This is a genomic window from Spirillospora sp. NPDC052269 (assembly GCF_040679435.1).
In the GTDB taxonomy this organism is placed as follows: Bacteria; Actinomycetota; Actinomycetes; order Streptosporangiales; family Streptosporangiaceae; genus Spirillospora.
The window spans coordinates 23049-49228 of record NZ_JBFAUU010000030.1 but is presented as its reverse complement, the minus strand read 5'-3'; the positions used below and the strand labels follow the sequence as shown (position 1 = coordinate 49228).

Here is a 26180-nt window from a genome sequence, read left to right as displayed (position 1 = left end):
CAGGCCACGATGACCACTGCTATCCTTCTGGAGGCCGTGAAGGACAACAAGGAGGTGGTACCCATGAACGTATCGACATGGGTGCTCCTCTCTGAGGTCACGGTCGGGCGATAGGTCGTCCGGGAGCGCCGTTCAAGAGCACTCCCGAAAGGCACGACCATGCAATTCACCTCAGAGCAGCGCCTCGACGACGGCGTCCTCGAACGCGAATTCACCCTCGGCGACGTTCCCGGCATCCTGTGGACGCCCGAATCCGCATCCGCGTCCGCACCGGTGCCGCTGATCCTGCTCGGCCACCCCCCGCTCGGACTGCACAAGATGTACCCCCGGCTGGTGGCGCGGGCCCGGAACTGCGCGGCGGACGGCTTCGCCGCGGCCGCCATCGAGCTCCCCGGGAGCGGTGATCGGCCCCGTTGGGCCGCCGCCGAGCAGGCCCGCGCCGACCTGCGCCGGGTCATGGAGGCCGGCGAGCCGGTCACCGATGAGATCATCGACGCCCTCACCCTCCCGCTCGTCGACAAGGCCGTCCCGGAATCGCAGGCCGCTCTGGACGCCCTCCTGGCGCTGCCCGAGATCGGCGGCCCGGTCGGCTACTCGGGGGGAGTGATCTCCATCGGCATCCGGCTTGCGGTGGTCGACCCGCGCATCGTGGCCGCCGGCTTCTTCGCCGGGAGTTTCGTGCCTCGCACCATTCTCGAGGAGGCCCGGCAGGTCACCATTCCGCTGCACGTCCTGCTGCAGTGGGATGACGAAGGGAACGACCGGCAGGCGTCCCTGGATCTGTTCGACGCCTTCGGCTCCAAGGAGAAGACACTGCACGCCAACATGGGCGGACACACCGGTGTTCCGCAGTTCGCAGGAGAGGACGCGGCCCGGTTCTTCGCCCGGCACCTGAGCTAGCCGATCACCCCCGTCGTCAGGTCGGCAACAGAAGGTAGGTAGTGCCGACCAGGACGCCACCGCCATCGAGGACAGGTCCGTCCCTCCTCGATGGCGGTGCCCGGCAGATGTACAACCGCCCCGACCACGACGGAACCGGCCGTGGCCCTCTGCATCGGCGATTCGGCCGGAACGGTGAACAGGGGTTGATCGAGGCTTTGGTGATCGCTTCCCAGCGGATCGTAGGCCGATTCCCTACGGCGAAGCCCGCAGACCCGAGCTCGAAAGCGACGCGGTCGCGCTGGTCTTCCCTATGGAACGGAAACTAGATCTTCCCCGTCGAATGGGCACTTTCGTGAACCATGGAGACCCGCGACCGGAGTACGCCCCCGGGGCGGCTTACCTGGCCGCGGCGCGCGCACGCTTCACCGGGAAGAACGAGGAGCGCGGATGAAGTACTCCGAGCGGGATCCGCAGCTGGCCGCCATGTGGCTCCCGTATGAGGAGGGCACCGAGCTCTGCCTGGCGAACCGCCTCGAAGAAGCGCTCCCTCTGTTCCAGCAGGCGCTGCGAGCCGGAGAGGAACTACTCGGCCCGAACAGCAGGCACTTCTTTCCGATCCTGGTGATGCTCGGCACCGCCTACGCCAATCTCGACAGACCCGCGGAGGCTCTTCCGTTCTTCCTCCGGGTGCAGGCCATCACCGCGGAGCAGTTCGGCGGGAAGCACCCCACCCACGGTGAAGCTCAGGCGAAGACCGCGGGGATCTACCGGAAGCTCGGCCGCCCGGCCGACGCGCTTCCCCTCGACGAGCAGAACATGGCGATCTGCTTCCACACCCACGGACGTTCGCATCCGGAATTCGTCAAGGCCATCGTGGCCCTGGTCGACGACTACTACGACCTCGACGACCAGGCCGAGTACCTCCGCTTTCTCGACCTGGCGGACGAACTCATCGCGTCGGTCCCCGGCGTGGACGACCACTCCATCCGAGTCGTTCAGTGGCACCGCGGACAACAGGCCGAGCGCACCTAGCCTCAGCGGAACTCGTGCTCGCCAACACCATGGAACGACGCGGGAGCGGCCAACGTGCGAGACGTTGGCCGCCGAAGCTCCGCTGGTCAGCCTGGCTGAGGACGCCCGTGACGGATCGCGGCACGGATCAGTTGTAGCCCGGGGCCTCGGACAGCGCGACGAAGCCGAGGTACAGGACGTCGCGGGCGCCCGGGTTGAACGAGATCGACCTGATGCCGGCGTGGGGGTCGTGGGCGATCGACAGCTTGCCCGAGCGGGTGTTGAGGGTGTACAGCGAGGTCCCGATGTCCGGGTCGCCGAACTCGAAGTACACCACGTCGCGGTCCCACACGCTGGGCTTGATCATGCCGCCGTTGTAGATCACCACCTCGCCGCCCTGGTCGGCCACCGGGGTGAACGACGCCCCGCCGTCGGTGGACCGGTACAGGTGGTGTCCCCGGCCAGGACCGTTGCGGTCCAACTCGGTGACGTTCAGCCCCTTGAGGTAGACGATCCGCGGGTCGATCGGCGACATCGCGACGACGAAGCCGTTGACCTGGTCACCGGCCTGCCCGATCCGGGTGCGGCGCCAGGTCTTCCCGGCGTCGGAGCTGGTGAAGGCGCCCACACTGGAGCTGCCGACCACGATGCTGTCGGGGTCGGACGGCGCGATCTTCGCGTCGTAGAGGGAGACGTCGTCCCCGGCCTGCTCGACCGGGACGTCGCCGATGGAACGGAACGACTCCCCCGAGTCCTGGGAGTCGAGCACCAGCCCCTGCTCGGTGACGGCGCGCAGGTGCGACGGCTTCCGCTGGTCGGCCGTGAGGGCGATCAGGCCGCCCCGCGTCTTCTCGAACGCCGGGCCCTCGGACACGTTCGTCCCGTCCACGTGGTAGACGCGGTCGCCGGAGAAGCTCCACACGTAGGCCGTCCCGTCGGCCGCGGGACTGATCGACCAGGCGCCGTCCACGCCCGACAGCGAGGCGAGCGGGCGCCAGGAGCATCCGGCGTCGGTGGACCGTGCCACCTGGCCGCGGTCGTCGACGGAGAGCATCTGGTTCGGACGCGCGAGCGCCTCCAGACCCAACACGAGCTTCGTCGGGCGCATGACGTTCGCCGTCGGGGCGACGGTCCGGCCGTCGTTGCGGGTGTAGGAGACGGACCCGTCACCCCCGACCGTCTTGCAGCCCGGCCGCTGCCACGAGGACCCGGCGTCGGCGGCTCCGGCGGTGCCGGGGAATAGGGACAGGCCGAGGCCGGCCGTTGCGATGAGTGTCACGAGGGACTTCACGTGAGCTCCTCCAGTTCAGGGGTGTCACAGGAGAGGTAACGTGATCACGCGGGGCCCCGTCTACGATCTTGGTTGGCGGACCGCCGCCACGGCGAGTACACGTCAACCTGGGGAGGAACGCGCCATGCTGGAGGCGTTCGGGGTGGCGAAGGCCGACGAGGGGATCTACCGGCTGCTGCTGCGCCACTCGGCGCTCACCCGCGGGGAGCTGGCCGTGCGGACCGGCCTCGCCGCCGCCGAGCTCGGTCCCGCGCTGGACCGGCTCGAGGAGCTCGGCCTGGTCAACCGGCTTCCCGGCACACCAGTCCGGCTCGCCGCCGCGCGGCCGGACGCGGCGGTCGAGATGCTGGCCACCCGCTGGCAGGATCGCGTGACCAGTGCCCGTGCGACGGCCCGCGCGCTGCTCGCCGAGTTGCCCGTCGACGCCAGGCACCGTCCCGAGGAGCAGGTGGAGATCCTGTTCGGACGGGACTCGGTCGCCGCGCGGTTCGACCGGCTCCAACGGGCGGCCTGGCACGAGGTGCTCGTCCTGGACCGTCCGCCGTACGCGCAGGAGCCCACCGAGCCCAACGAGGCGGAGCTGGAGATGCTCGCGCGCGGCGTGCGGGTGCGCGGCCTGTACGCCCCGGAGGCGCTGGAGGTCCCGGGCGCGTTCGAGGCGTTCAGGCAGACCATCGCGGCCGGCGAGGAGGCGCGGGTGCACGTGGACATCCCGCTCAAGCTCGCCATCGCCGACGGGGCGACCGCGATCCTGCCGTTCAGCAGCGACGAGCGGGAGATGGTGGACAGCGCGTTCGTCATCCACGCCGGTAACCTGCTGGACGCTCTGGTCCGCCTGTTCGAACTGCTCTGGGCCAGCTCGATTCCCCTCCCCGGCCAGGACGCCCCGGTCGAGACCGACCTCGATCGGCAGCTGCTCACCCTGCTGGCCGCGGGCCTGAAGGACGACGCGGCAGCTCGGCAGCTCGGCATCAGCGTCCGGACCCTCAACCGCCGGGTCAGCGACCTGATGCAACGCCTCGGCGCCCGCACCCGCTTCCAGGCGGGCCTCCAGGCCGCCCGCCACCTCAACGACAACCCCTGACCCGGCCCCGCCGACCTCGATGCGCATGGCAAGGTCGACGTCCGCTCCGGCCCGGGGACCCGGGTCGTCGCACGTTCCCGAGCCCGCGTCGGGGTCGCCAGATCGGCCGCGGCTGCTGGCGGGCGCGGTCGAAGGGCAGCCGCCCTTGCCGGACGATCGCCTTCGACAGTCGTTCGGCTCCCTGAACACCTACCAAGGCGGGACGAACAATGCTCAGCTGGTCACGCCGCAACCTGAAAGCCTTGACGCCAGGTGGGGTGCGTCGGGTGCCAGCCGAGCTCGGCCTTGGCCTTGGCGTTGGACGCGCCGCGCAGTTCGGTCATGAGGACGACGCCGGCCGTTCCGGCGGCCAGTCGTCCGACGAACCGCGGGACGCGCATCGGCTTCTTGGCACCCAGCATCTCCGCCAGCGCGGGCAGCCATTCGGCGACCGCCGCGGGGTCGTCGTCGACGATGTTGTAGGCGCCCCGGCCGCCGTTCTCCACCGCTGCGACCGTGGCCTCAGCGGCGTCGGCGACGTGGATGAACGACCACACCCCACCGCCATCACCGACGACCGGGAACTTGCGCTTGCGAATCATCTCGAGCTGATCGGAACCCGGCGCCATGGACGTCCCCGGTCCGTAGAACGCGCCGTAACGCAGCACGATCCCTTCGGTCCACTTGGCGCCCAGGACGGCCTTCTCCAAGTGCTCGACCGCGGCGATCATCGCGGCACCGATCGGTGAGCGGTCGAAGGGGTCCTGCTCGGTCTTGACCGGTCCGCCCGTCCGGGCGTAGGTGAACGCGCCGACGCTCTGGGCGATGAACCGCCGGACTCCCCCGGTGGCGCGCGCGGCCGCCAGGAGGTTGTCGTTGCCCTCGGTCCGCAGCCGGTTGGTGGCGGCGAAGCTCTGCTCGAACTTGCGGGTGTCGACGTGCCCGATGGCGGTCAGCTGATTGATGATCACCTCCGGGGCGGCCTCGCGCACGGCCGCCTCGACCTGGGCGCGATCGAGCGCGTCGGCGATGACCGGCACCGCGCCGAGCGCCGCCGCCTGGGCCTTGCTGGATTCACTGCGGACCATCGCGAACACCTCGTGCCCCGCCTTGGTCAGACGCGGAAGCAGCTCCTTGCCGATCGCTCCGGTCGCTCCCGCTACCAGGATTCTCATCATCGACTCCCTTGCCGTCCGGTTCGGATTCGCTACCTGAACCGGACGGCCCGCCGATCCCTGACAAGATCCGGCCGTGATTCAGGTCACATCACCAGCGAGCGCCCCACACAGTTGGCAGCCCGATCGCCACTGACGCCCCGAACGCGATCAGCAGGACTCCGGCCAGCATCACGATCAGAGCACGCCAGGGCCGCAGGCGTTCACTCCACCGCAGCGCCGACCGGGAAACCGGCCTGTCGGCCGTATGAGAATCGTCCGGCTCGTTCGGGTCTTCCTGCCCGACCCGCGCGCGGATCTGAGCCGCCAGCCACCGAAGCCGGACATGCCGTCGCGCGGCCAAGCCGAGCCCCACCAGTCCCAGACCAACGCCGATCGTCTCGACCTCGAACGCCAGGTCCTTGTCCAGGACAAAAGCGGAGAGCGAAACGGCAATGATCAGGCCAGGGGCGAACCACTCACGGACTCCCAAGGATCCGCCTCGCCTCTGGTGGGCGATCCATGCCATCGCCGGTTCGTCCAGCCTGTCCTCGATCGGAAGAGCGCCCCTGCGAACCGCCTGCACGACCATGAGGCGATCGGCGTCCGGCAGATCCTTCACCAGCTCAGGAACACCATGCGACAACAACTGCCGCCAGCTCCTACGGCCATGCCGGGGAACGTGCGGAGTTGACTGGACGGCTGCGGGCTCAGACAAAAGGGACGCTCACAGAATCGACCGGATACGACATGCGGGGAGATCCACATATAGCAGGCGCGTCCCTGACGGAGTCACCTTGCTGGAGTTCCGGCCCAGCGTCCGGGGCGGCACTCTGGTGCACGGGATGGTGAGGCGGACCGGGTGGCCTCGGTTGCGGCCGATGTCCTGGTGCCGTCGGAGTGCGGGCGACCGGCGTACCGAAAGTTCTTCCAAGAAGTCCCGGGGGTGGTGTCGGGTTGGGGCGGTGGTGTTCGTAGCAGGGGTGAGGCCGTCCACAAGGGGCGGCGCCAAGGCAGGGAACCGCGAGCATGAAGCTGACGACCATGACCCAGGTCACCATCGATGGAGTGATGCAGGGAAACGGCGAGGCCTCCGACGAGGACCGCAGGAACGGATTCGAACGCGGTGGATGGGCCCGAGGGAAGGGCGACGACGAGACCAGGGTGTTCATCACGCAGACCTACCAGCGCGCCGAGGCGTTCCTGTTCGGCCGGCGTACCTACGAGTTGTTCGCCGGCTCCTGGGGGGCGATCGACCAGATGCGCGCACACCCCATCGGCGTGGCCTTGAACGAGGCCCCCAAGTACGTCGCCTCTACCACACTCACCGCGCCGCGCTGGGAGGACACGAGCGTTCTCCACGGTGACCTCGTGGCGGCCATCGGCGAGCTGAAGGCCAAGCCCGGTGGCGAACTGCAGGTGCACGGCAGTGGCGCCTTGACCCGGTGGTTGCTGGAGAACGATCTGGTCGACGAGATGACTCTGATCGTGATCCCGGTGATCCTCGGCCAGGGAGCGAGACTGTTCCCGGAGGCCGGTCCGGATCTCGCGCTCGACCTGGTCGAGTCGCGGGTCGACTCAAAGGGTGTGTCGACCCAGGTCTACCGGCCGGCCGGGCGCCCGCGGTACACGACGGCTTGAGGTCGCCGACCACGCCGGCTCGACATCCACAGGAGATGATCTTCAGATGCAGTACCTCGTATCCGTGATCGATGACAAGAGCGACCCCGGCAGCACGGACAGGCAGCCTGCCATCAGCGTGTTCAACGAACGATTGATCGCCGAGGGCCACTGGGTCTTCGCGGGCGGACTCGCGGACACCGACGCGGCCACGGTCGTCGACAACCGGGGCGAGCATGCGGTGTTCAGCGACGGGCCTTTCGTGGAGTCGAAGGAGTACCTCGCGGGCTTCTGGGTGTGGGAGGCCCCCGACCTGGACGTGGCGCTCAAGCTCGCCGCCGAGGCCTCGAAGGTCTGCGATCGGAAGATCGAGGTGCGGCCGTTCCGGTGAGCGGCGTCGAGGAGGCGATCACCCGGGCCCACCGCGACGAGTGGGCGCGGGTGGTCGCCTCCCTGACCAGGCGTTTCGGTGACCTCGGCATCGCCGAGGAGGCGGCTGCCGAGGCGTTCGCGACCGCCGTCGAGTGGTGGTCGGCCTACGGTGTCCCTCCCAACCCGGGCGCCTGGCTGACCACCACCGCCAACCGCAAGGCCATCGACCGGATCCGCCGCGAGAGCAAGCGCGACGACAAGCACAGGGAGGCTCGGCTGGTGTACGACGACCCGCCCGAGCCTGTCGGCGCCATCGACGACGACCGGCTCCGACTGATCTTCACCTGCTGCCATCCGGCTCTGGCGATGCAGACCCGCGTGGCGCTGACGCTGCGCATGGTCGGCGGTCTGACCGTGCCCGAGATCGCCCGCGCCTTCCTGGCGCAGGAGACCGCCGTGGAGCGGCGGATCACCCGCGCGAAGACCAAGATCAAGGCGGCCCGCATCCCGTATCGGGTGCCGTCCGTGGAGGACCTGCCGGCGCGCGTGTCCGGCGTGCTCGCCGTCCTGTTCCTGGTGTTCAACGAGGGTTACCTGGCGACCGGCCCCGGCACCGATCCGGTACGTCACGACCTGACCACTGAGGCGATCCGGCTCACCCGCCTGATCCGTGCCCTCCTGCCGGACGACGGTGAGGTGGCCGGGCTGCTGGCGCTAATGCTGCTCACCGAGGCCCGCCGCACCGCTCGGGTCTCGGCCGGCGACGCACTGGTCCCCTTGGGCGAACAGGACCGTGGTGCCTGGGACGCGACGCTGATCGCCGAGGGGCACCGGCTGGTGCGCGAGCGCCTCGCCGCTGCCGCCGCCGGGGTCGCTCCGGGGCGCTACCAGATCCTCGCCGCGATCAACGCCGTGCACACCTCCGCCCGCGACATCCGCGACACCGACTGGTCACAGGTCCTCGCCCTCTACGACCAGCTCGTCCGCCTCGATCCCTCTCCGATCACCGTCCTGAACCGGGCCATCGCGGTCGCCGAACTCGACGGCCCGGACGTGGCGCTGGCAGCCGTCGACGGGCTTGAGGGCACGCTGGCCGGCTATCACGCCTACCATGCCACCCGCGCCGACCTGCTGCGCCGGCTGGGCCGAAGTCAGCAGTCACGCGCGGCCTACGACAAGGCCATCGAACTGGGGCGGGCAACACCGCCGAGACCGCCTACCTGACACACCGCCGCGACCAACTGCGGTAGCGCCCACGCATCTCGACCAACCTCGCACAGCAGGGGCCGCCCCGACGCATCCTGCTGATGCGTTTCGCATCGAGTTCGGAGGAGCCGATGACGGCGGGCCGGCCGATGTGTTTCTTGTCGAGCAACATGATGCACGCGGCCAGCCGCGCTGGGCGGCGGCGATCCCGTCGGCCTGGCGTTCGGCGCGCAGCTCGAGTTCGTACTCAGCCGCCAGGACGCCCGACTGGTGCTCGTCCTGCTGAACTCCGGCATGACGCTCGACCACCTCGGCTGGGTATCCAAGGCCGTCCCAGCTCGCTCGGCAGCTCGCCGAGATCGCCCGCCGCCTCGGCGTGATCCTCGTGGCGCTCCCCCGCCGCTCTCGACGGCCTGCTCTGGATGCCCCTTCACGTGACCTGGACGGTCTGACTCGGCCGCCGGGCCCGCCCTCGACAGCGGCCTCCTCACGCGGCCGGGGCGAAATCCGAGGGGGCGGGGAGACCGCAGGAGGTGGTCACTTGGCCGCGGTCGCTCGAGCGGCGTCGCGGGCCACGCTCAGGGCTTGGACGTGGAGATCGGCGGCGAGGTCGCGAAGGTGTTCCATGCCGGGACTGGTGGCGGCGAGGGTGAGCTCGCGTTCGACGATGGTGAGGTCGGCCTGCCACACGTCGGCGAGGATGCGCCTGAGGTAGGGCGTGGAGTGGTCCCAGCCCTCGCGCGGGGTGCCGGGGGCGTAGCCGCCGCCTCGCACGGTGGCGAGCACGGTCGGCTTGCCCTTGAGTACCGGGCTGCCCAGGGGCGCCCCGGAGATGACCAGGTCGACCCAGGTCTTGAAGTGCTGGGAGACACCGAAGTTGTACAGCGGCACGGCCAGGATCACGGTCTCGGCGGCCTCCAGTTCCGCGGCGAGCGACTCGGCGAGCTTCCGCGCGTCGCGCTGGGCGGGCGAGCGGTCGGGCTCGGGTGTCAACGCGCCCGTGTGTGCCAGTGCCCAGGCGTCGGCCGGAAGCGGATCGGTGCCCAGATGGCGGCGCACCACCGGCGCGTCCGGGTGGGCGGCGATCCATTCGGCTTCCACGATGTCGGCGAGTTCGGCGCTGGCCGAGCTGCCGGGAAGGATGCTGGCATCAAGTCGGAACAGGCTCATGGTGACTCCCCAAGTGGTCAGGACGTTTGTTCTGGACTCATCCGGTTCGACACCCCAGCCCCCGGAAACGTCAGGCAACGAGACCGGCCTCACACCCCAGCGCGCTCAGCCTGGCGCTCAGCGAGGTGGCCCCCCTACCTGGACGCCGCCGTCAAACAGATCCGCGCGGACGGCCTCCCCGCCACCGACGCCATGTACGCCCGGCTCTCACCCATCGCTCACGAGCACATCGACTTCCCGGGCCGCTACGCCTTCACCCACGCCGACCCCAAGACGGGCCTGCGCCCCTTCCACGAGCCCGGTGCCGAGGCGTAGCCCACCGGTCGGGCCCTGCCGCCTTGCTGCTGGGCCCGCGAGATGGTGAAAGGCGGCCGGCGGCCGCGGCAGCAGCGCCTCCCACTCTGACCGCGCGGCCCTGGCGCGCGGCGCGGCGCGAACCGGCCGCCGTTCGCTGACATGGCAATTGCGTGGCAGGGGATGGTTTGCGTGGGTATGGGGTTCTCTCAACGCGGAGGTGGCATATGCGGCGCAGATCCTGGCTGGTCGTGGCGGCGACGGCGGTGGGACTGGTGGCGACGGCGTCCGCACCGGCGACGGCAGGTGGCCACGCGACGACGGGCGGACACGCGGTGAAGCGCGCGGCTACCGGCGGGGGTTTCAATGGCCCGGTCATCTCGCACCCGGTCTATGGGCCCGTGGACCTCGCGGCCGGGGACGTGTGTCCGTTCCCCGTCCATTTCGACTCCCCGATCAGCGACGTGACGATCGAGTCGTGGACCAACGACGCGGGCCAGCCGGTGTACGACGTCGGCTACGGGCCGCTGAACATCCGGGCGCGCAACGTGTGGACGGGCAAGACGGTTACCCGTTGGATCGGCGGCAACGCGACGTTCAGCTACCCCGACTCGATCTCGCACATCCTGACCGGCAACGAGATCGCGGAGATCTTCTACAAGGGCGACAACCCGCCGAACCACCTCTACATCATCGGCAAAAAAGACTACGCGGCCATCCGGTCGGCAACCGTCAACGGGCACACCACCAAGTCTTTCCTGTACCTCAGCGGGCATCCCGAGGACCTCTGCAAGACCCTCGCCCCTCGCTGAGTTCAAGGGTCCATCACCCAACGACCACCCGAGTGAGCAACCACTCGGCGAACACCCCGATCAGCAAGGTCCCGCCATGCGCCGCCCCTGGCCGTCGCCGCCGCAACGGCCGCCGCGCTCGTCGTCCCGGCAGCGTGCACACCGCTCGCGTCCGGATTCCGGCTGCCGCACCAATGCTTCATCACGCGCCGCGCCGCCGGGGCGTTCGCCGGTCTTCTCCCGAACGTGACCTACCCCCAAAGTGACTCTGGGGGTAGGTCACGGCTACGCGGTCGCTGTTGTCACGGGATAGGCGTACGCGCACGACATCATCGACTTCCAGCGGTGTCATGCACGACCCCGGGGGGTGATCCAACGCACCCGCTCGCCTTCGCTTCTGACCAGCCCGTACACCATGAGCGTCCCGGGAACCGAGCTCGCCATGGCCAGTGGAGGAGGTGGTCATCGTCGGCTCCGTTCCGAAGCAGCGGCAAGCGCGGCGTAGGCGGTGGACCCGTCGATCTTCAGGCGGTGGGCCGCCTCGGTCACCGACGCGCCTGGTCCACCAGATCGCGCAGCAGGTCCAGCTCGTACTCGGCGGCCGCCGCCAGGACCGCGAACATGGACCGGCCTTCCTTGGCATCCAGGTCGAAGTTCTCGGCCAGGCTGATGACTTCACGCCACGCTCGCGTAGCTCGGTCACAGTGGTCAACACGTGCCCGGCCCAGCGGCAGCGATCGATCACGCTGTCGACGATGGCTGCCATATGCCCGGAACGCGGATGGCGAGCTGCGTGAGATCGCGACCTGCGGTGATGCCGTCTCAATTAGGTGGTCCGCGAATGTGTCCGGTGAGGGGGCGTAGCAGTACGGTCGGCGGGTGGGAGAACTGATCGGCTACACCCGGTGCTCGACCGTGCTGCAGGGCCTGACCGCGCAGGCCGAGATCCTCACCGGCCTCGGCGTCCCCGAGGATCGCACCTACCTCGGCAAGGGACTCACCGGCACCTCGGGAACGGCCCGGCCTCGCTCAGGCCCTGGCGGCCATCCGCGGCGGCGACACCCTGGTGGTGCCCAAGCTGGACCGGCCGGCTCGGTCGATGCCCGACGCCCGTGACGTCGGCGACACCCTCGTCAAGCGTGGCGTCCGGCCGTCGCTGGGCGGCAGCATCCACGACCCGGCCGACCCCATGAGCAAGAGGTCCTTCAACATGCTGGCCGTGCTCGTCGAGTTCGAGGCCGACCTGCTCAAGATGCGCACCCGCGAGGGCATGGCCATCGCCCGCTCCCGCAGCAAACTCAAAGGCTGCGCACCCAAACTCACCGCACGGAAGCAGGCCGAACTGGTACGGATGCACGCCACCGGCGACTACGCCATCGCCGAGCTCATGGAGGTGTTCTCCGTCAGGCGGGCGACGGTGTACAGGGTCCATGGCCGGGCCGCTGCGAGCGTTGGGGACCGGACGTGAGCGCGTTCGACCCGGACCAGGATCTGTCGCAAGACGTCGCCTTCCGGCTCATGGCCGCCTCCTTCGTCCGCCTGTTCTGGCGTCAGGCCTTGCTGGAGGAAGCGATCGACTGGCTCCTTGATCATGGCTATCAGGTGGTGCGCCTGGACGCCTCCGCCTGGGAACGGGAGCAGGACATGCACATGGCGATCGCCAAGGCGCTGGACTTCCCGGACTACTACGGCCGGAGCCTGGACGCCCTCAACGACTGCCTCGGCGACGTCGCCTCCTTCGAGTACGGCGCCCGCCGGGATGCCACGGGTTTGGTCTTCGCCTTCACCGGCTACGACCAGTTCACCGCGCGCTTCCCGCGTACCGCCCAAGTCGTCCTGGACATCATCGCCGACCAGGCCCGAGGCGCCGCCCTGCTCGGGCACCGCATGTGCTGCCTGGTTCAGACCGGCGACCCCAACACCCGGTTCGACCCGGTAGGAGCGATGCCCGTCACGTGGAACGACGCCGAAAGTCTCGACTCCAAGCGGCGGACCCAATGACGGCGCGTGGGGCCAGCAGCATGGACGGAGGCCTGCACACCATCGAATTCGCCGTCCGGCAGCGGCCTGAACGGCGGGTCCACGAGGTGGTGCCCATCTTCGACGGCTGGTCGCTGCTCGAGCTGATCGACCAGTTCGAGACCGGCTTAAGAATGCGGCCGGCCGACGGAGCCTACGGTGGCCTGATCCCCACGTTCTACCGATACGGGCCGCTCGATGAGTACTTCCTGGGAAAGGAGACCCCTGGGCTCGGGCCCAAGACGGCCGTGCTGGCCTGCGAGTGCGGCGAGGTCGGCTGCCGGCCGCTGACGACTCAGATCACGTCGACCGGGAACCTGGTGGTGTGGAACGACTTCGAGCAGGTTCATCGCCCGGCCCGCGACTACACGGCATTCGGGCCGTTCCTGTTCGACCAAGCGCAGTACGATCAGGCCCTGGCCACCCTCCTTCTCGACATCGCCGCTATCGAGGAACAGGAGGACTGATCTGGTGGATGTTCTCCACGACGTGGCCCTGTGGCGCTCCGCCGGACGACTGTTCACCGAAGACCTTCCGGAGGGGCCGTCCAGACGCTCGGCCGGGGAATCGACTCACCTCCCTACGGGAACTGGCCGGCCTGAACCGGCGCTCCGACCCCGTGTTCATCCGTGACCTGCACCGAGCCTCGCTCGCAGAAGTGGGCATCCAGGCCCCCAGTACCCAGGACGCTGTACGGCACCTGCAGCGCGAGCTGGCAGAGCGCGATCACAAGATCCCAATCGCCCGAGCAGGTCTCACAGAGCACCCGATGTGTCTTCTGCGGTCCTGCAAGAGGGCCGCTGGCCTCCGGGCCCGGCATGACCATGTCCCCCTGTCGAACGGATGACCTTGGGGGTGGTGTCACCGGGCCCGAGGGGTGCCGTCGGAGACACTGATGAGAGGTCCGACCACCGCCCGGCCGGGCGCAATGCCCAGCCATCCGCGGGCGACAGGTCTGCATAGCGTGGATGCGCGAGAACGGCCCTGACACCCAGGCCAGCACCGCTACGAGCAAGTGGGGAAACGGTGATCGACACCAGCAGCGTGGGCGTCTTCCTCGGCCTGGACGTCGGCAAGAGTACACACCACGGCCACGGGCCCACCCCTGACTGTCGCCCGCGACGCGGGGTGTCAGGTCGCCTACCTGCCAGGCCTTGCCATGCGCCGGATCGCCGACCTCTACCCTGGCGAGGCCAAGACCGACGCGAAGGACGCGGCCGTGATCGCGGACGCAGCCCGAACGATGCCGCACACCCTGCGCTCCCTGGAGCTGACCGGCGAGATCACCGCCGAGCTGACCGTTCTCGTGGGCTTCGACCAGGACCTCGCCGCCGAGGCCATCCGCATGTCCAACCGGATACGGGGCCTGCTCACCCAGTTCCACCCCAGCCTGGAGCGTGTCCTGGGACCCCGCCTCGACCATGCCGCGGTCACCTGGCTGCTGGAACGCTACGGCTCCCCGGCCGCCCTGCGGAAAGCCGGACGCCGCAGACTCGTCGAGCTGATCCGGCCCAAAGCACCGCGCATGGCCACCGGCCTCATCGACGACATCTTCGACGCCCTGGACGAGCAGACCGTCGTCGTCCCGGGCACCGGCACCCTCGACGTGGTCATCCCGTCCCTGGCCCGCTCACTCGCGGCCGCCCACGAACAACGCCGGGCCCTGGAAGCCCAGATCAGCGAACTGCTGGAGGCTCACCCTCTTTCCCACGTCCTGACGTCGCTGCCCGGCGTCGGCGTCAGGACCGCCGCAGTCCTGCTGGGCACCGTCCAAGACGGCACCAGCTTCCCCACCGCAGCCCACCTCGCCTCCTACGCCGGCCTCGCCCCGACGACAAAGTCTTCGGGGACCTCGATCCACGGCGAACACGCGCCCCGGGGCGGAAACCGGCAGCTCAAACGCGGGATGTTCCTGTCAGCGTTCGCCGCCCTGCACGACCCCGCCTCCCGCACCTACTACGACAGATGCCGGGCCCGCGGCAAAACCCACACACAAGCTCTTCTCCGCCTGGCCTGGCACCGCATCAGCGTCCTGTTCGTCATGCTCCGCGACGGAACCTTCTACGAACTCCGCATCGCCCGGACAGCCTCGGCCTGAACCAGCCCACAGGCAGTTCGACTCATCAAGACAGCAACTCAGCGGCTGGCTGATCCGGCATCAACGTGTTGTGCCATCTACCCACTCCAAGATCTCTACGGCGCCCCGACGCACAGCTGCATCCGGGTCCCGGGCGAGCTGCCTGCAGACTGCCGCAACATCCGGCACACCCTCCGGTCCCGCGAGCGCGTCAAGCACTCCGGTCTGTATCCAGTCGCCATGGCTGTCGTCGGCCCCGGCAAGCGCGAGAGCGACGAGCCTTACGGCGGCCATCGTCCCCATCCGGGCCAGGGCCTCAGCCGTCTGCCGGGTCACAGCCGTGTCCGCGACGTCCAGCAGCAGACCCACCAACGCTTCCGCAGCTACAGGAACATCCGCGAACGAAGCAAGATCGCGCCCAGCACGAGCACGCTGCGACCACGAAGGGGACAAAGCCTCATTCAAGGCCGCCTGCAGCCCGCTCATCTCGTCCGACACAACCAGGATAGTCTCATGCCCCACCAAGAACATCGGGCCTGGATCGAAGCCTCCTGCCCGCTTGACGAAGAACATAGAGGCCCCCGGCGAGGTATGGATGACCGAGCCAGAGTGGAACTTGCCACCTCACCTAATACCGAGACGAATAAGCCGAACCAACCGCACCATCGAATGCAGCCGACTACGAGCAAGACCTCCGGGTTGCCGCCCAGGCCCTGCTCGACGGCCCTGGCCCGCCTCTTGTAGAGCTCTTGACGCCGCTGCAAGAATCGGACCCGGTATCACCGCAGCTCGTGGCTATATCCGACCGAAACTTCGTCATTGCTACCGGGACCCCTGGTGGGGCTCGGCTTGGCCGCGCGACAGCATGTCCGGCTTCGGTGGCTGGCGGCTCAGATCCGCGCGCGGGTCGGGTCGGCGGCCGGGAAGCGCGAGGAAGGCCCGGACGACTCACATGCGGCCGACAGACCGGTTTCCCCGTCTGTGCTGCAGTGGAGTGAACGCCTGCGGCCCTGGCGTGCTCCGCTCGCGACGCTGACCGGAGTCCTGCTGATCGCGTTCGGGACGTCGGTGGCGATCGGACTACCAACTGCGTAGGGCACCTGACGGCTGTAGCCCAGCCAGCGGAATCCACAACGGTTTCCGCGTGGTTGGCATGGGCGGGCTGAATAGAGGCGGGCCTGTGTTCGCACCTGCCCTCGCGGGCAGATGATCTCGCAGGCACGAAACAACTCCGCGCATCCCGGCTCCCAGGCATCCAGCGCTCCGCAGGACGCCCGGGAGGGCCCGTGAGGAAGGTCGGAACGACCAGTGGCGACAGCCGCCTTGGCTCGGGACTCGGGTACGTTCGACCGGCCGGAAAGTAGCCCCGTGTGAGAGCCGTCTCGACGGAACGCCCGAAGTCGACCACCGCGCCGGCGGTGTTCCGGTGGCCGCCCGCGGCCCCTGACCTGCGTGGGTTTCATGGATTCGACCTCGGCCGAGGCGTATCCGAGGGGATATCCAGAGCGCGTCGCCGCCTGAGCGCTGGACTCTCCCGCCGTGTCCAGGCTGGAGTCCGCCCGTCGGGCTGCGCGGAGCGTACGCCCTGTGACCCGCGCGGACGGACCGTCCCGTTGCCCCTTTCGGGCTTATTTGGTCTGCCCCGAAGGGGTTGGCCTCTCATGTGCCAGAGGGTTGTGCACGGGTCTAGCGCCCCGCCCCCGGTCGTGTGATCGAAGCCAAGGTCGTCTTGTCGGTGCCAGGTATGAAGATGACCGGTATGCCGCATACGACACGCCCGCCGATCGTGAACGTCACCGAAGCCATTCCCGCGCTGGCCGCTCACGCCCGCACCGCCGTTCGGTTGCACCCTCGCCGAGGCAACCCGGGGCCGCGCGACAGCAGTATCGGCGGGCCGCTGTGGTGGCCCATCGACGAGCCCTGGCCACTGTGCGACCGGCCGCACGGCCCCGAACGGTCCGCCGGAGCGCCGATCGCGATGGTGCCGGTCGCGCAGATCTACGCGACCGACGTCCCTGCCTACCCATTCCCGCAGGGCAGCGACCTGCTGCAGATCCTCTGGTGCCCTATCCACGGCGGCTACGGGCCCGATGAAACGATCAGCGTGCGGTGGCGGCACGCGGCCGACGTCTCCGCAGTCTTCGCCGCCCCGCCGGTGCCGCACATGGTCGAAGAGTCGCTGATACCGGTCCCCTGCGTGCTTGACCCCGAGCCGATCACCGAGTACCCGTACGCGGAGGAGCTCCCTCGGGAGATCGCGGTCGCGATCGACGACTGGGAGGCCGGCTATCCCGCCTACCAGTACGGACTGTCGATCGCGTCCGGCTGCAAGCTGGGCGGCGGCATGGCCTTCAACGTCACCGACATGGGAGAGCCTCCGGAATGCGGGCGGTGCGGCGCTCCTGCTCACCTGATCCTGCAACTGGACAGCTCCGAATGGGGCGGCGAGTCCGATCACGACGGCGGCCCGCCCCGTTGGCGGCCGGTGGAGGACGCCGATCTCGACGCCAGCACCGACGCCTACCGGGCCGCCCGGGAACCGACCGGCCTGCGAGTCGGCCGCTACAGCCACGGCGGCTTCTTCGGCTGCTCCGCCGATCACCGGCATCCGGCGACATTCCACAGCCAGTGACCACCAGGCCGCTTCGACCGCTTCACCAGACGGCACCTTTCGCCTTGACCAGTGCCGTGGGTTACGGAAGGAGGGCTGACATGCCTACCCCAGTGCGTCGTCGACCTGCACGTGGGTGTCTTCGTCGGCCCTCGTCCAGTTGAGCTGGGTCTGGGCGGCGGGGTCGTTGACCATCTCCTCGGCCCGGGCGCGCCGATGGACGCCCAGGCCGAGGAGCAGACCGATCAGCGCCGTCCCAACGGCGACCCGGCTCGCTCCGTGCCTGCGCGCGAGAGCGGCGATCGAGGCACCCTCGTCACGGAAAGCCGCACGGACTTCCTCGAGTTGGTCGACCGCCAGGGCGGGCGGCCAGCCCCAATACCGGCCCTCGTCCACGGCTTGCAGCGATCTCCTCGGTGGTCAGCCCGTTCTGCAGGTCCTGCTGGAACTGGCCGACGGCCGTGATGACGTTGACGAGCGGGTCCGTGGTCGCGTCCTTGGCCGTCAGGTCGGCGAAGCTCGACAGCGGACCCGACAACCCCGAAGGACGACCCCACAGGACAGGCGCCACGCCTGTACTTGGTGAATGTCGACCAGGTCCCGGCACAACCAGATCAGCTCCGAGCCGCCACGGTGTTGCCGGGCGACGGCCGCGGCCAACTTGGTGAACGCGGGCCTGCCCAGTGCGGGGATCTTGGAGGTAGTTGCGGCGGCCTCGAACAGCAGCACTCCGGGCGCCGTCCGGAATCCTTCTCATCCCACATCCTTGATGGCCCCGGGACTCGGGTCCGTGACACCAGCCCCAGAAGATTGCCTGCGCAGGTCATGACCTTGCGGAACGGTCTCGCAGAAGACCGCTGGGAGGATCTCCCTCAAGATCCGGCTTCTGCGGTCTGTGGATGTGTGGATACTCTGCCGGACATGTCGTTGACCAAAAGGAACGATGCCGCGTAGGCGGCCGCGCGCCCAGAGCGTGGAATGCCGACCAGGTGGACTCTGTCATCGGTGCGGCCACAAGCAGGACTACTCCGATCGCTACGACGCGGCGCTATGCGCCCGATGCGATCAATGGAGCGAGGGGATCAACGGGGACGACGCCTGCGACTGCTGTCGTGGCCGACCCGAGCGGCCGAGCCTTGCCCGCGAGCTCGTCCCCAAAGACCCGGCGCTCCGCAAGGCGGCCCGACTCGCGTCCCGGCAGCTCCGCAGTCACGAACGCCGCTCATAGCAACCAGCAGCCCGGCCTTGATCGCGTCGGGCAAGACCCGGGACTCGGGAATGTTCGACCGGGGCCGCACGGTAGTTCCAAATGACGACGGTGACGGTTCGTGTTCTCACAAATGACCGTTTGTGAGAGCCGGCGTGACCGCCACGGCGGCGGGGCCGCCGCCCTTCCGGCGAGCCGGTCATCGGCTCGACCGGCCCTGAGTCGGCGCGCTGGCCGTGGCCGCGGTGGGGGTGATCTCGGGCGGGCGTTGGCGGGCGAGAGTGGTGGCGGTCAGGGCGGTGACCGCCATCGCGACGATGCCGACCTGCGCTGCGGTGGTGTAGGCGTGGTCGTTCGGGAAGAGATGACCGGCGTCGGTGCCGGTGGCCAGGACCAGGCCGCCTATCGCGCTGCCCAGGGAGTACCCGACGCTGCGGACGACGTAGTTGAAGCTCATCGCGCTCGACGTCTCGCTCTTGGGCGTGACGGCCAGGATGACGCCGGGCATGGCGGCTGAGAAGCTGCCGACGCCGAGGCCAAGCACGCCCATCGCGACGAGCAGTTCGGCCAGGTTCGACCGGGCCACGGCGAAGAGGACGAACCCGCCGCCGACGATGACGGCGCTGCCGGCCAGGAGCACGGGTGCGTCGATCAGCGTCCGGACCCGGGGCGTGAGTTTGCCGGCGACGAACCCCAGCACCGAGAAGGGGACGAGGACCAGGCCGGCGACGAAGGTGGTCAGCCCGAAGCCGTAGCCGGCGCTGTGCGGCGTCTGCGCGTACCGCGTGATGAGCGTGAGCAGGAGGTACATGCCGCTCCCGCCGACGAACATGGCGATGTTCGCTCCGGCGACCGCCGGGTGCCGTACCGCCCGGACATCGACCAGGGGCGCCTTGCTGCGCAGCTCGGAGGCGGTCCAGACGCACAGCAGGAGCACGGCGACGACGGCGAGGACCACCGCCACGGCGAGGTGACGGCTCCACAGGCTCCGCTGGCCGGCCAGGAACAGGACAAGGAACAGTCCACCCGCGAGGACGAGCGCACCCGTCACGGTCACGTGAGCCGAGCGTCCTTCGGGAGCCGCGGGTACGGAACGCCACGCGATCAGGAAGGCGACGGCGGTGACGAACAGACCGAAGCCGTAGGCGGCCCGTACGCCGCCGATCTCGGCGAGCAGTGCGGTGAGCGGGTAGCCGACGCCGACACCGATGATCGAGACCACCGAGATCAGGGCGATCGTCGCCGTGCTGCGCTCCTCGGGAAGATGGTCCCGGGCCACGCCCATCATCAGCGCCGTCAGACCGACCCCGACGCCTTGCGCCGCCCTGCCGATGAGCAGCCCCGCGAACGGCAGCGGCAGTACGGTCAGCGCACTGCCGACGACGACGACCGCCAGCGTGGCGAGGATCGTGGGCCGTCGGTGCGGGCCGGCACCGAGCCGGCCGAGGACGGGCGTGGCGACGGCGCCGCTCAGCAGTGCGACGGTCAGCGTCCACTGCGCGCTGTCGAGCGAGACGTGGAACGTGGTCGCCACACTGGTGATCAGAGGCGTCCCGAGGCTGGCGACCGCCGCCACGACCAGCGCGATGAACATCAGGGCGGGGACCAGCATCCGCGCCTCGGACCGCTCCGGGGTGCGCTCCGTCACCGCTTCGGCCCTTCGCGGTCCTGGCATTCGAGCTCTGCCAGGTGCGCCAGCGCCGGAAGCGCCGCCACCAGGGCTTCGACCTCGTCGTCGGTGAGTTCGTCGATCAGCCGCGCGAACGCATCGACGCCCGCCTGGTGCCGCGTCTGAACGTACGACGCGCCGGCCTCGGTCAGACACACCAGCGTGACCCGCCTGTCGGACGCGTCACCCCTCCGCTCGACCAGTCCGGACTCCTCCATCACCCGGACCAGCGCGGTCATCGCGGGCTGGGTGACACCCTCGCTCACGGCCAGATCGGTGACGCGTCGCGGGCCGGTCCTGTGCAGGGTGGCCAGGGTGGCGGCGGACGTGATGCTCATATCGCGCGGAAGGCGTCTCACAGCCCTGGTGGCCAGTCCGTAGAGAGCCGACCCGATCACAGTCGATGTGCCACGAGTGGCGTCCTGACAGCCCATGCGTGAAGCATGCAATATTTATATAAATACATTATGTACTTCTCGCCCCGAACGCCGCGTCTCAGTCCAGCACCCGGCGCACCAGACGGCGGTCGCCGTCGGCGTCCAGGGAGGACGCCGTGCGCCGCGCGTACGCCGAAGACCGCACCGAAGGCGCCCGGGGCGCCGAGGAAGACTTCGCCGGGATATGAGCCGGCAGCCGCGGGCGGCAGAATCGAACCAGGCCGTATCGGCACGTCCCCACAAAAGCCCGGTGCTCCGTCGCCAGGGTCGAGCAATCTGAACGTCAATTCGGAGTCGGACAAGTCCGGCCGAAAATAGGAGATTTCCATGGCCAAGGGCTACTGGCTCAGTGTCTATCCCTCCGTTTCCGGCCCTGAGGAGCTGACTGCCTACGACATGCTGGCGGGTCCAGCTGTCCGGGCTGCGGGCGGTCGCCTCCTGTCCCGTGGCAGTCGAGTCGTCGCCCACGAGGCCGGAATGGCGCAACGCGTCATTCTGATCGAGTTCGACAGCTTTGAGCAGGCGGTCGCGGCATACGAGAGCGAGGCATACCAGAAGGCGCTGGTGGCCCTCCCCGACGGCTTCGAGCGCGACTTCCGCATCACCGAAGGCATCGGCTGACCAGCGGGCTCGGCCATCGCTGAGCATCCGTCACCTGATCCGCGCACGATGCCGAACGGCGGTGGCGGTGTCCTGCATCGCTTTGAGCAGGGTGCGGGTGCGAAAGTCGGAGGAGACACATAACGGCACCGTCGGATATTGGAACTGTCCGAATGCGTCAGCCGGTGCGGACCCATGAGGTGAAGGCGTCGGCGAGGCCCGGGGGGTTGGCGGCTTCGGTGCGGAGGGCGATCTGCTCGTAGTACTCGAGTTCATGGACGAGGACGGGCACGGATTTACCGAGGGCGGCGGTGAGGACGCCGGTGGCGTGGAGGGTCCGGGAGAGGTCGCAGCAGGCTTTGTTGAAGGCGGTCTCGATCTGCTGGGCGCGTGGGCCGGCGGTCGTGAGCCATTCGGCCTCGATGGTGGGTTCGTCGTACCAGTGTCCGAGCTCTTTGATCCAGGCTTCGCGGGCGGCGGCGCCGACCGGGTCGTGTGTGCGGTCTCCGATCACGGCGAGCTGGTTTTGGAGCCAGAATGCGTAGTTCCAGCGGGCTTCGGCGGGGTCGGAGGCGTGTCCTTCGAGGATCGTCTGTTTCACCTGGGTCTCGGTGTTGTAGCCGATGATCAGGGTGGGCCGTCGCGGGTCGTCGTCCTCATCGTCGATCCAGAAGGAGATCGCGTAGATCTCGCTCGCTTCGGTGACCGGGATCGAGGCGATCGCGGTGGTCGCGTGGTGGTGGAGGTGTTCGAGGAAGGTCATGAGCTCTCGTTTGTCGTTCGGGGGCGGCGGCTGACGTCGGCGGCGTAGGTCATCCAGTCGCCGGAGGAGGCGTGTTGCCATTGGACTGCGACGTTGATGTGGATGCCGAGCATGCGGGCGAGGATCGCGGCCGGGAGTCCGGTGGCGAGTTGGAACAGGGCGGTGGAGCGGGTGGGGCCGGGCTGGATGCCGATCTGGTGGAGGCGTTCGGCGAGCCGGTAGGGGCTGATGGGCTGGCCGGGGCGGCCGCCGGGCAGGAGCCAGGGCGAGGTGCCGTTGTCGGCGATGGTGGCGTGGCCGCGACGGGTGGCGACCAGCTGGAGAACGAGGGTATCGAGGGGTTCTGGGAGGAGGACGGGTTCCTTGCCGAGGAGTAGGCGGACGTCGTCTCCGCTGGTGCGGACGTGGTCGAGGGTGAGTCGGCTGATCGTGGCGGCTTGCTGGGCGTAGAGCAGAACGAGTAGTCCTGCGACGCGGTCTTCGGGGTTGAGGGCGTCGTCGTGGAGAAGCCTTCGGGCGTTGGCCCACCGGGTCTCGGCGTCGATCGGGCGGGTGGGGCCGTCCCAGCGGGTGGCGGGGAGGTCCAGGCGGGTGTGTTTGTGGCGTTTGGCCCAGCGCACGAAGTTTCCGGTGTTGCCGCGTTGAGCGATGCTGGCGTTGCTGATCCATTCGTCGAGGGCGGCTTGAGGGCAGGAGCCCAGGTCCAGGTGGCGGTCGGCCAGCCAGTTGAGGAACGCGGCGGCGGCGTTGATGTTGCGGCGAGCGACCGTGGCCTGCTGGGCGGTAGTGCGGGTGCCGTGGATTCGGTGGCGAAGGCGCCGCAGGACGTGCCAGATCGCGTAGGCGTGCAGGATCTGCTTGTGCTGCGGGTCGGTCCGCTCGCTGATGAGCCGTCCGGACCATCGCTCGAGCTGGGCGAGGTGCTCATCGCGTTCGGGGAGAGCTCCGGCGGCGACCAGGACGCTGCGCAGGTGCCGGAGGGTCTTGCTGTCGGGCAGGTCATCCAGTGCCTCGTGGGTGAGTGGCCGTTCTCCGGCAGCGACCTGTGCGATCAAGGCTGCGACGGCCGCGCGGCGGATCCAGCCCAGTGCGCTTTCCGGCCGGTCGACGTCGGTCAAGGCGTCGTGGAAGGTGTGGAGGTCGGGCCGAATGGTCCCGGTGGCGGGGTCGGTGAGGAGTTCGTTGAGCTTGGTGTGCAGGTGGCAGCGGCGGCAGGGGCCGGTGATGAGCCGGTCGTCGGTGCCGCAGCCCGGACAGATCTTGAGGGTGACGTTGCCGGGCTGTGCGCAGGTGGCGCAGAGCGGCTGGTCGCGGGTCCCGGCCCGAATTCGGGCGAGCTGGCCGCAGCGGGAGCAGTGGGCCCAGGCTCTGGCACATCCGCCGCACCAGGGTTGGCCGGTGATCGTGGAGGTCATGCAAGGCAGGTTCCGTCCGCAGACGGAGCAGTCGGCGATCTGCCGTGGGGTGCAGGAGGCGCAGACCGGCCCGGCGGGGCCGCGGGTGCTGACGCGTTGTCGCCGTCGGCACCGAACGCATTCCTCGAGGTTGATCGGGTTGCTGACCAGGCAGTAGGAGCACAAGGGGTTCTCATCGGCGTCGCGGGCGGCCGGCTCGCTGCTCCGGCCGCAGTTGCCGCAGGGGACGGCTTTGGCGCGGGCGCAGCAGCGGCGGCAGATCCGCTGTCCGTCCCGCTGCTTGCTCATCGCGATGACACGTCCGCAGCCGGAGCAAGCCGGCCGCTTGATCGAGGTGGCTCCGGCCGCGCAGAGCTCCTCGATCAGCCTGAGCACCATCGGGAACGGCGCGCTGGCGCCGTCGCCGGTGAGCAGCCCAGGGTTCTTCTCCAGCGTCCAGGCGAGTTTCCGCAGGTGAGCAGGCTTGGTCACCACCTTGTCGAGCACGATGTTGATCGTGTCGGTGGTCAGGGTGGGGTCGGCTGTGGTGATGACGTCCAGGAGCAGCAGGCGCGGGTCACGGACGTCGGTGTCGGGGCATTGGCTGCAACGCGGCTGACCGTTCCTGTCTCGGAAGCTGGGCTTTCGCTGGCTCCCGCAGGAGGCGCAGGTCTTCGGGCGTGTGAAGCAGGGTGAGCAGTACCAGTGGTCGCCGCGGCGCTGCATCGACCCGATGACGCGGCCGCACTCCGCGCAGAGCGGCGGCGCGATCCCCGTCGCTCCAGCGGCCCGGAGCGCGAGGAGTAGGTCCCCGACGGCTTTGCTTGCCGGGGAACGTCCGGTGGCCAGGACGGATGGATCCCGGGCGAGGTCGATGGCGAGGCGACGGCGTTTGGCCCGGCCTCCGCCGACCCGCTCGATCACCGTGACGAGCACATCCTGGTCGATTCCCGAGTCGGCCCTGCTGACCAGCTCGACGATGGCGCGGAGCGGCTCTGCTTGGGCAGCGGAAGGCGTGGTCATTGGTCTGTGGGGGTGATCTGTGCCCGCTTCGGGCGCAGCGTCCCCAGGCCGGCCCCACCCTGATCTCCGACCGCCCTCTTCTTCGCGGGCTCGGCAGCGGTGACGGGCTCAATCAAGTCGTCCATGGTGCAGTCCAGGACGTCGAGCAGCGCCATCAGGATCTTCAGGCTCAGCCGTTCGGGCCGCTCCACCACCAGCCGGTAGACCTGACTGGACGACAACTTGATGCCACGTTCGGCCAGCGGCTCGATCAGGTCGGTGGTCGCGAACATGCCGCGGGTGGCCATCACCTGACGCAGATGCCACCGATAGTCCAGGTTCCGCGCCATCACCAGTCCCTTCCCGTGGGCTCATCCAGCGCAGGGCCGAGGGCTTTGCGCAGCGCCGTGTTCATGAAGTCGCCGCTCACATGGGTGTAGACGGCCGTCGAACTGTCCGCCTCGTGGCCGACGTTGATCTGGATAAAGCGCCGGTCGACGCCGTCCTCGGTGAGGTGGCTGACGTAGGAATGACGGATCGAATGCGGAACCAAAGCGGCCGGCAGCTTGAGCGCGTCCCGGTAGGCGACGAACCTGGCGTTGATCTCCGCGGGTTTGATCCGTCCGCCGCGTTCGGTCACCCAGAGCGCCGGTGAGTCAGCACAGCCGAACCGCGGCCGGACGTTGTCCACGTAGTCACGGACGGCGTCCACCGCCCACCCCATCACGGTGATGACGTTCCGGCGGCGCGGCGGCTGGCCTCGCTTGGCTTTGCCGTAGCGGACGTTCAGCGTCCCGTACTGCCCGAACCCCGGCGCCGCCGGGTTCCGGCCCCAGTCCACCAGATCCAGCTTGGAGGTCTCGGTGCGGCGCAACCCCCACCCATACATGACCTTGAACAACGTCGCGTCCCGATAGGCCGCCAGCGCGCCCTTCCGCTTGGCCTTCAGCGCCCGCTCGACCTGCTCGTCGGCGTAGTCCAGGAACCGTTGCAGCTCCGAGCGGGTGAACGGCCGCGCTTCCGGGTTGCCCTCGTAGTCGTTGAGGTGGGAGATCGTGTTCCACTCATGCACGACCGGGACCGGGTGAACACCCGCTCCGAACACCTGCTCGCACTCGCGGACCCACCCATAGCGGCCGTCGGTCAAGTACTCGGTGAACATCCGCAGGCTGCACTGGTAGCTGCGGATCGTCGACGGCGCCAGGTGCTGCTCCGCCGTCAGATGCAACGACCACTCGTCCACCTGACCGGCCGTCCAGGCCCACGGGAACACCTCGGCGAACTCCCCGAACCGGCGCATCAACCGCTCACGCGCACCGATTGTGTCCTCCTTCAACCCTCGCGCCGTCTGCTGCGCCCGCCACCCTCGCAGCATCGCCTCGAACATCGCGTCCTCGGGACGCATCTGGACCACACCAGAGACGAGCTCCAGATGCGAGGCACCCGCCAGGTCGGATCGTCGCATACCACCCCTTCCGCCCCACCATGCTCACCTATCAGAGGGTCGGATCATGCATCTGACGGGAGCCCCTAGCAAGCAGTTCAGC

Annotated in this window: 26 protein-coding genes and 1 pseudogene; 15 read left to right on the top strand and 12 right to left on the bottom strand. The window is 68.9% G+C overall.

Annotation, left to right across the window (positions count from 1 at the left end; translation table 11 throughout):
- The first annotated feature begins 159 nt into the window (after positions 1-159).
- Both AB0L06_RS40770 and AB0L06_RS40765 read left to right on the top strand, forming a co-directional pair.
- Positions 160-900, top strand: coding sequence for an alpha/beta hydrolase (locus AB0L06_RS40770; RefSeq protein WP_500236815.1), 741 nt, complete (start codon positions 160-162; stop codon positions 898-900).
- 429 nt (positions 901-1329) lie between these two features.
- On the top strand, positions 1330-1914 hold the full coding sequence (locus AB0L06_RS40765; protein ID WP_500236813.1) for a tetratricopeptide repeat protein: 585 nt from the start codon (positions 1330-1332) through the stop codon (positions 1912-1914).
- A 127-nt stretch (positions 1915-2041) separates the two neighbouring features.
- On the opposite strand, the gene AB0L06_RS40760 is transcribed toward AB0L06_RS40765, so the two are convergent.
- On the bottom strand, positions 2042-3184 hold the full coding sequence (locus tag AB0L06_RS40760; RefSeq protein WP_500236811.1) for a sialidase family protein: 1143 nt from the start codon (positions 3182-3184) through the stop codon (positions 2042-2044).
- A gap of 124 nt (positions 3185-3308) precedes the next feature.
- Here AB0L06_RS40760 and AB0L06_RS40755 point away from each other — a divergent pair, with 124 nt between their 5' ends.
- Positions 3309-4268 carry a LuxR C-terminal-related transcriptional regulator gene (locus AB0L06_RS40755; protein WP_500236809.1) on the top strand — a complete coding sequence of 320 codons (960 nt, stop codon included), beginning with the start codon at positions 3309-3311 and terminating at the stop codon, positions 4266-4268.
- A 221-nt stretch (positions 4269-4489) separates the two neighbouring features.
- Here AB0L06_RS40755 and AB0L06_RS40750 read toward each other — a convergent pair whose 3' ends face one another.
- Positions 4490-5422 (bottom strand): NAD-dependent epimerase/dehydratase family protein, encoded by a 933-nt coding sequence (locus tag AB0L06_RS40750; protein WP_500236806.1) that lies wholly within the window; start codon positions 5420-5422, stop codon positions 4490-4492.
- A gap of 91 nt (positions 5423-5513) precedes the next feature.
- A complete protein-coding gene (locus AB0L06_RS40745; protein ID WP_500236804.1) occupies positions 5514-6023 on the bottom strand; it encodes a hypothetical protein in 510 nt (169 codons plus the stop codon).
- A gap of 407 nt (positions 6024-6430) precedes the next feature.
- Here AB0L06_RS40745 and AB0L06_RS40740 point away from each other — a divergent pair, with 407 nt between their 5' ends.
- The 3 genes from AB0L06_RS40740 to AB0L06_RS40730 are packed head-to-tail and all read left to right on the top strand — an operon-like array spanning position 6431 to position 8617.
- Positions 6431-7042, top strand: coding sequence for a dihydrofolate reductase family protein (locus AB0L06_RS40740; RefSeq protein WP_500236803.1), 612 nt, complete (start codon positions 6431-6433; stop codon positions 7040-7042).
- Positions 7043-7088: 46 nt separating this feature from the next.
- The gene (locus AB0L06_RS40735) at positions 7089-7412 is read left to right on the top strand and encodes a YciI family protein (protein WP_500236800.1); all 324 of its coding nucleotides are present in this window, start codon (positions 7089-7091) and stop codon (positions 7410-7412) included.
- Positions 7409-8617 carry an RNA polymerase sigma factor gene (locus AB0L06_RS40730; RefSeq protein WP_500236799.1) on the top strand — a complete coding sequence of 403 codons (1209 nt, stop codon included), beginning with the start codon at positions 7409-7411 and terminating at the stop codon, positions 8615-8617. The genes AB0L06_RS40735 and AB0L06_RS40730 overlap by 4 nt, the downstream gene beginning before the upstream one ends.
- A gap of 519 nt (positions 8618-9136) precedes the next feature.
- Here AB0L06_RS40730 and AB0L06_RS40725 read toward each other — a convergent pair.
- Positions 9137-9769 (bottom strand): FMN-dependent NADH-azoreductase, encoded by a 633-nt coding sequence (locus AB0L06_RS40725; RefSeq protein WP_500236797.1) that lies wholly within the window; start codon positions 9767-9769, stop codon positions 9137-9139.
- A gap of 192 nt (positions 9770-9961) precedes the next feature.
- Between AB0L06_RS40725 and AB0L06_RS40720 the strand changes: the two genes are divergently transcribed.
- From AB0L06_RS40720 to AB0L06_RS40690, 7 genes and pseudogenes are all read left to right on the top strand, one after another.
- Positions 9962-10084: a hypothetical protein gene (locus tag AB0L06_RS40720; RefSeq protein WP_500236796.1), complete on the top strand. Its 123-nt coding sequence runs from the start codon at positions 9962-9964 to the stop codon at positions 10082-10084.
- 230 nt (positions 10085-10314) lie between these two features.
- On the top strand, positions 10315-10875 hold the full coding sequence (locus AB0L06_RS40715) for a hypothetical protein (RefSeq protein WP_500236795.1): 561 nt from the start codon (positions 10315-10317) through the stop codon (positions 10873-10875).
- A gap of 858 nt (positions 10876-11733) precedes the next feature.
- A complete protein-coding gene (locus AB0L06_RS40710) occupies positions 11734-11970 on the top strand; it encodes a hypothetical protein (protein WP_500236793.1) in 237 nt (78 codons plus the stop codon).
- Positions 11921-12322, top strand: a complete 402-nt coding sequence (locus AB0L06_RS40705) for a recombinase family protein (protein ID WP_500236791.1) — start codon at positions 11921-11923, stop codon at positions 12320-12322. Before AB0L06_RS40710 ends, AB0L06_RS40705 begins: the two co-directional genes overlap by 50 nt.
- Positions 12319-12855: a barstar family protein gene (locus AB0L06_RS40700; protein ID WP_500236789.1), complete on the top strand. Its 537-nt coding sequence runs from the start codon at positions 12319-12321 to the stop codon at positions 12853-12855. The genes AB0L06_RS40705 and AB0L06_RS40700 overlap by 4 nt, the downstream gene beginning before the upstream one ends.
- A 20-nt stretch (positions 12856-12875) precedes the next feature.
- Complete coding sequence (locus tag AB0L06_RS40695) at positions 12876-13340, top strand: hypothetical protein (protein WP_500236787.1); 465 nt, start codon at positions 12876-12878, stop codon at positions 13338-13340.
- 559 nt (positions 13341-13899) lie between these two features.
- Positions 13900-14971: pseudogene (locus tag AB0L06_RS40690) on the top strand (IS110 family RNA-guided transposase).
- A gap of 60 nt (positions 14972-15031) precedes the next feature.
- Here the strand turns inward: AB0L06_RS40690 and AB0L06_RS40685 are convergent.
- Positions 15032-15523 carry a HEAT repeat domain-containing protein gene (locus tag AB0L06_RS40685; protein ID WP_500236786.1) on the bottom strand — a complete coding sequence of 164 codons (492 nt, stop codon included), beginning with the start codon at positions 15521-15523 and terminating at the stop codon, positions 15032-15034.
- Between the two features lie 1135 nt (positions 15524-16658).
- On the opposite strand from AB0L06_RS40685, the gene AB0L06_RS40680 reads away from it, so the two are divergent.
- Positions 16659-17582 carry a YwqG family protein gene (locus AB0L06_RS40680; RefSeq protein ID WP_500236785.1) on the top strand — a complete coding sequence of 308 codons (924 nt, stop codon included), beginning with the start codon at positions 16659-16661 and terminating at the stop codon, positions 17580-17582.
- An 84-nt stretch (positions 17583-17666) separates the two neighbouring features.
- Here the strand turns inward: AB0L06_RS40680 and AB0L06_RS40675 are convergent, their stop codons facing one another.
- The 3 genes from AB0L06_RS40675 to AB0L06_RS40665 all read right to left on the bottom strand — a co-directional run bounded on the left by AB0L06_RS40675 (position 17667) and on the right by AB0L06_RS40665 (position 20775).
- Complete coding sequence (locus AB0L06_RS40675; protein WP_500236783.1) at positions 17667-17957, bottom strand: hypothetical protein; 291 nt, start codon at positions 17955-17957, stop codon at positions 17667-17669.
- Positions 17958-18967: 1010 nt separating this feature from the next.
- Positions 18968-20416, bottom strand: coding sequence for an MFS transporter (locus AB0L06_RS40670; RefSeq protein ID WP_500236781.1), 1449 nt, complete (start codon positions 20414-20416; stop codon positions 18968-18970).
- The gene (locus tag AB0L06_RS40665; protein WP_500236780.1) at positions 20413-20775 is read right to left on the bottom strand and encodes a MarR family winged helix-turn-helix transcriptional regulator; all 363 of its coding nucleotides are present in this window, start codon (positions 20773-20775) and stop codon (positions 20413-20415) included. The genes AB0L06_RS40670 and AB0L06_RS40665 overlap by 4 nt, the downstream gene beginning before the upstream one ends.
- 426 nt (positions 20776-21201) lie before the next feature.
- Here AB0L06_RS40665 and AB0L06_RS40660 point away from each other — a divergent pair, with 426 nt between their 5' ends.
- Positions 21202-21495, top strand: coding sequence for a DUF1330 domain-containing protein (locus tag AB0L06_RS40660; protein ID WP_500236778.1), 294 nt, complete (start codon positions 21202-21204; stop codon positions 21493-21495).
- 157 nt (positions 21496-21652) lie between these two features.
- Here the strand turns inward: AB0L06_RS40660 and AB0L06_RS40655 are convergent, their stop codons facing one another.
- Genes AB0L06_RS40655 through AB0L06_RS40640 form a run of 4 tightly spaced genes read right to left on the bottom strand, consistent with a single transcriptional unit; the run spans position 21653 to position 26098 of the window.
- Positions 21653-22237, bottom strand: a complete 585-nt coding sequence (locus AB0L06_RS40655; RefSeq protein WP_500236775.1) for a hypothetical protein — start codon at positions 22235-22237, stop codon at positions 21653-21655.
- Positions 22234-24654, bottom strand: coding sequence for a site-specific integrase (locus AB0L06_RS40650; RefSeq protein WP_500236774.1), 2421 nt, complete (start codon positions 24652-24654; stop codon positions 22234-22236). Before AB0L06_RS40650 ends, AB0L06_RS40655 begins: the two co-directional genes overlap by 4 nt.
- The gene (locus AB0L06_RS40645) at positions 24651-24983 is read right to left on the bottom strand and encodes a helix-turn-helix domain-containing protein (RefSeq protein ID WP_500236772.1); all 333 of its coding nucleotides are present in this window, start codon (positions 24981-24983) and stop codon (positions 24651-24653) included. The genes AB0L06_RS40650 and AB0L06_RS40645 overlap by 4 nt, the downstream gene beginning before the upstream one ends.
- Positions 24983-26098 carry a tyrosine-type recombinase/integrase gene (locus AB0L06_RS40640; RefSeq protein WP_500236770.1) on the bottom strand — a complete coding sequence of 372 codons (1116 nt, stop codon included), beginning with the start codon at positions 26096-26098 and terminating at the stop codon, positions 24983-24985. Before AB0L06_RS40640 ends, AB0L06_RS40645 begins: the two co-directional genes overlap by 1 nt.
- Between the last annotated feature and the right edge of the window lie 82 nt (positions 26099-26180).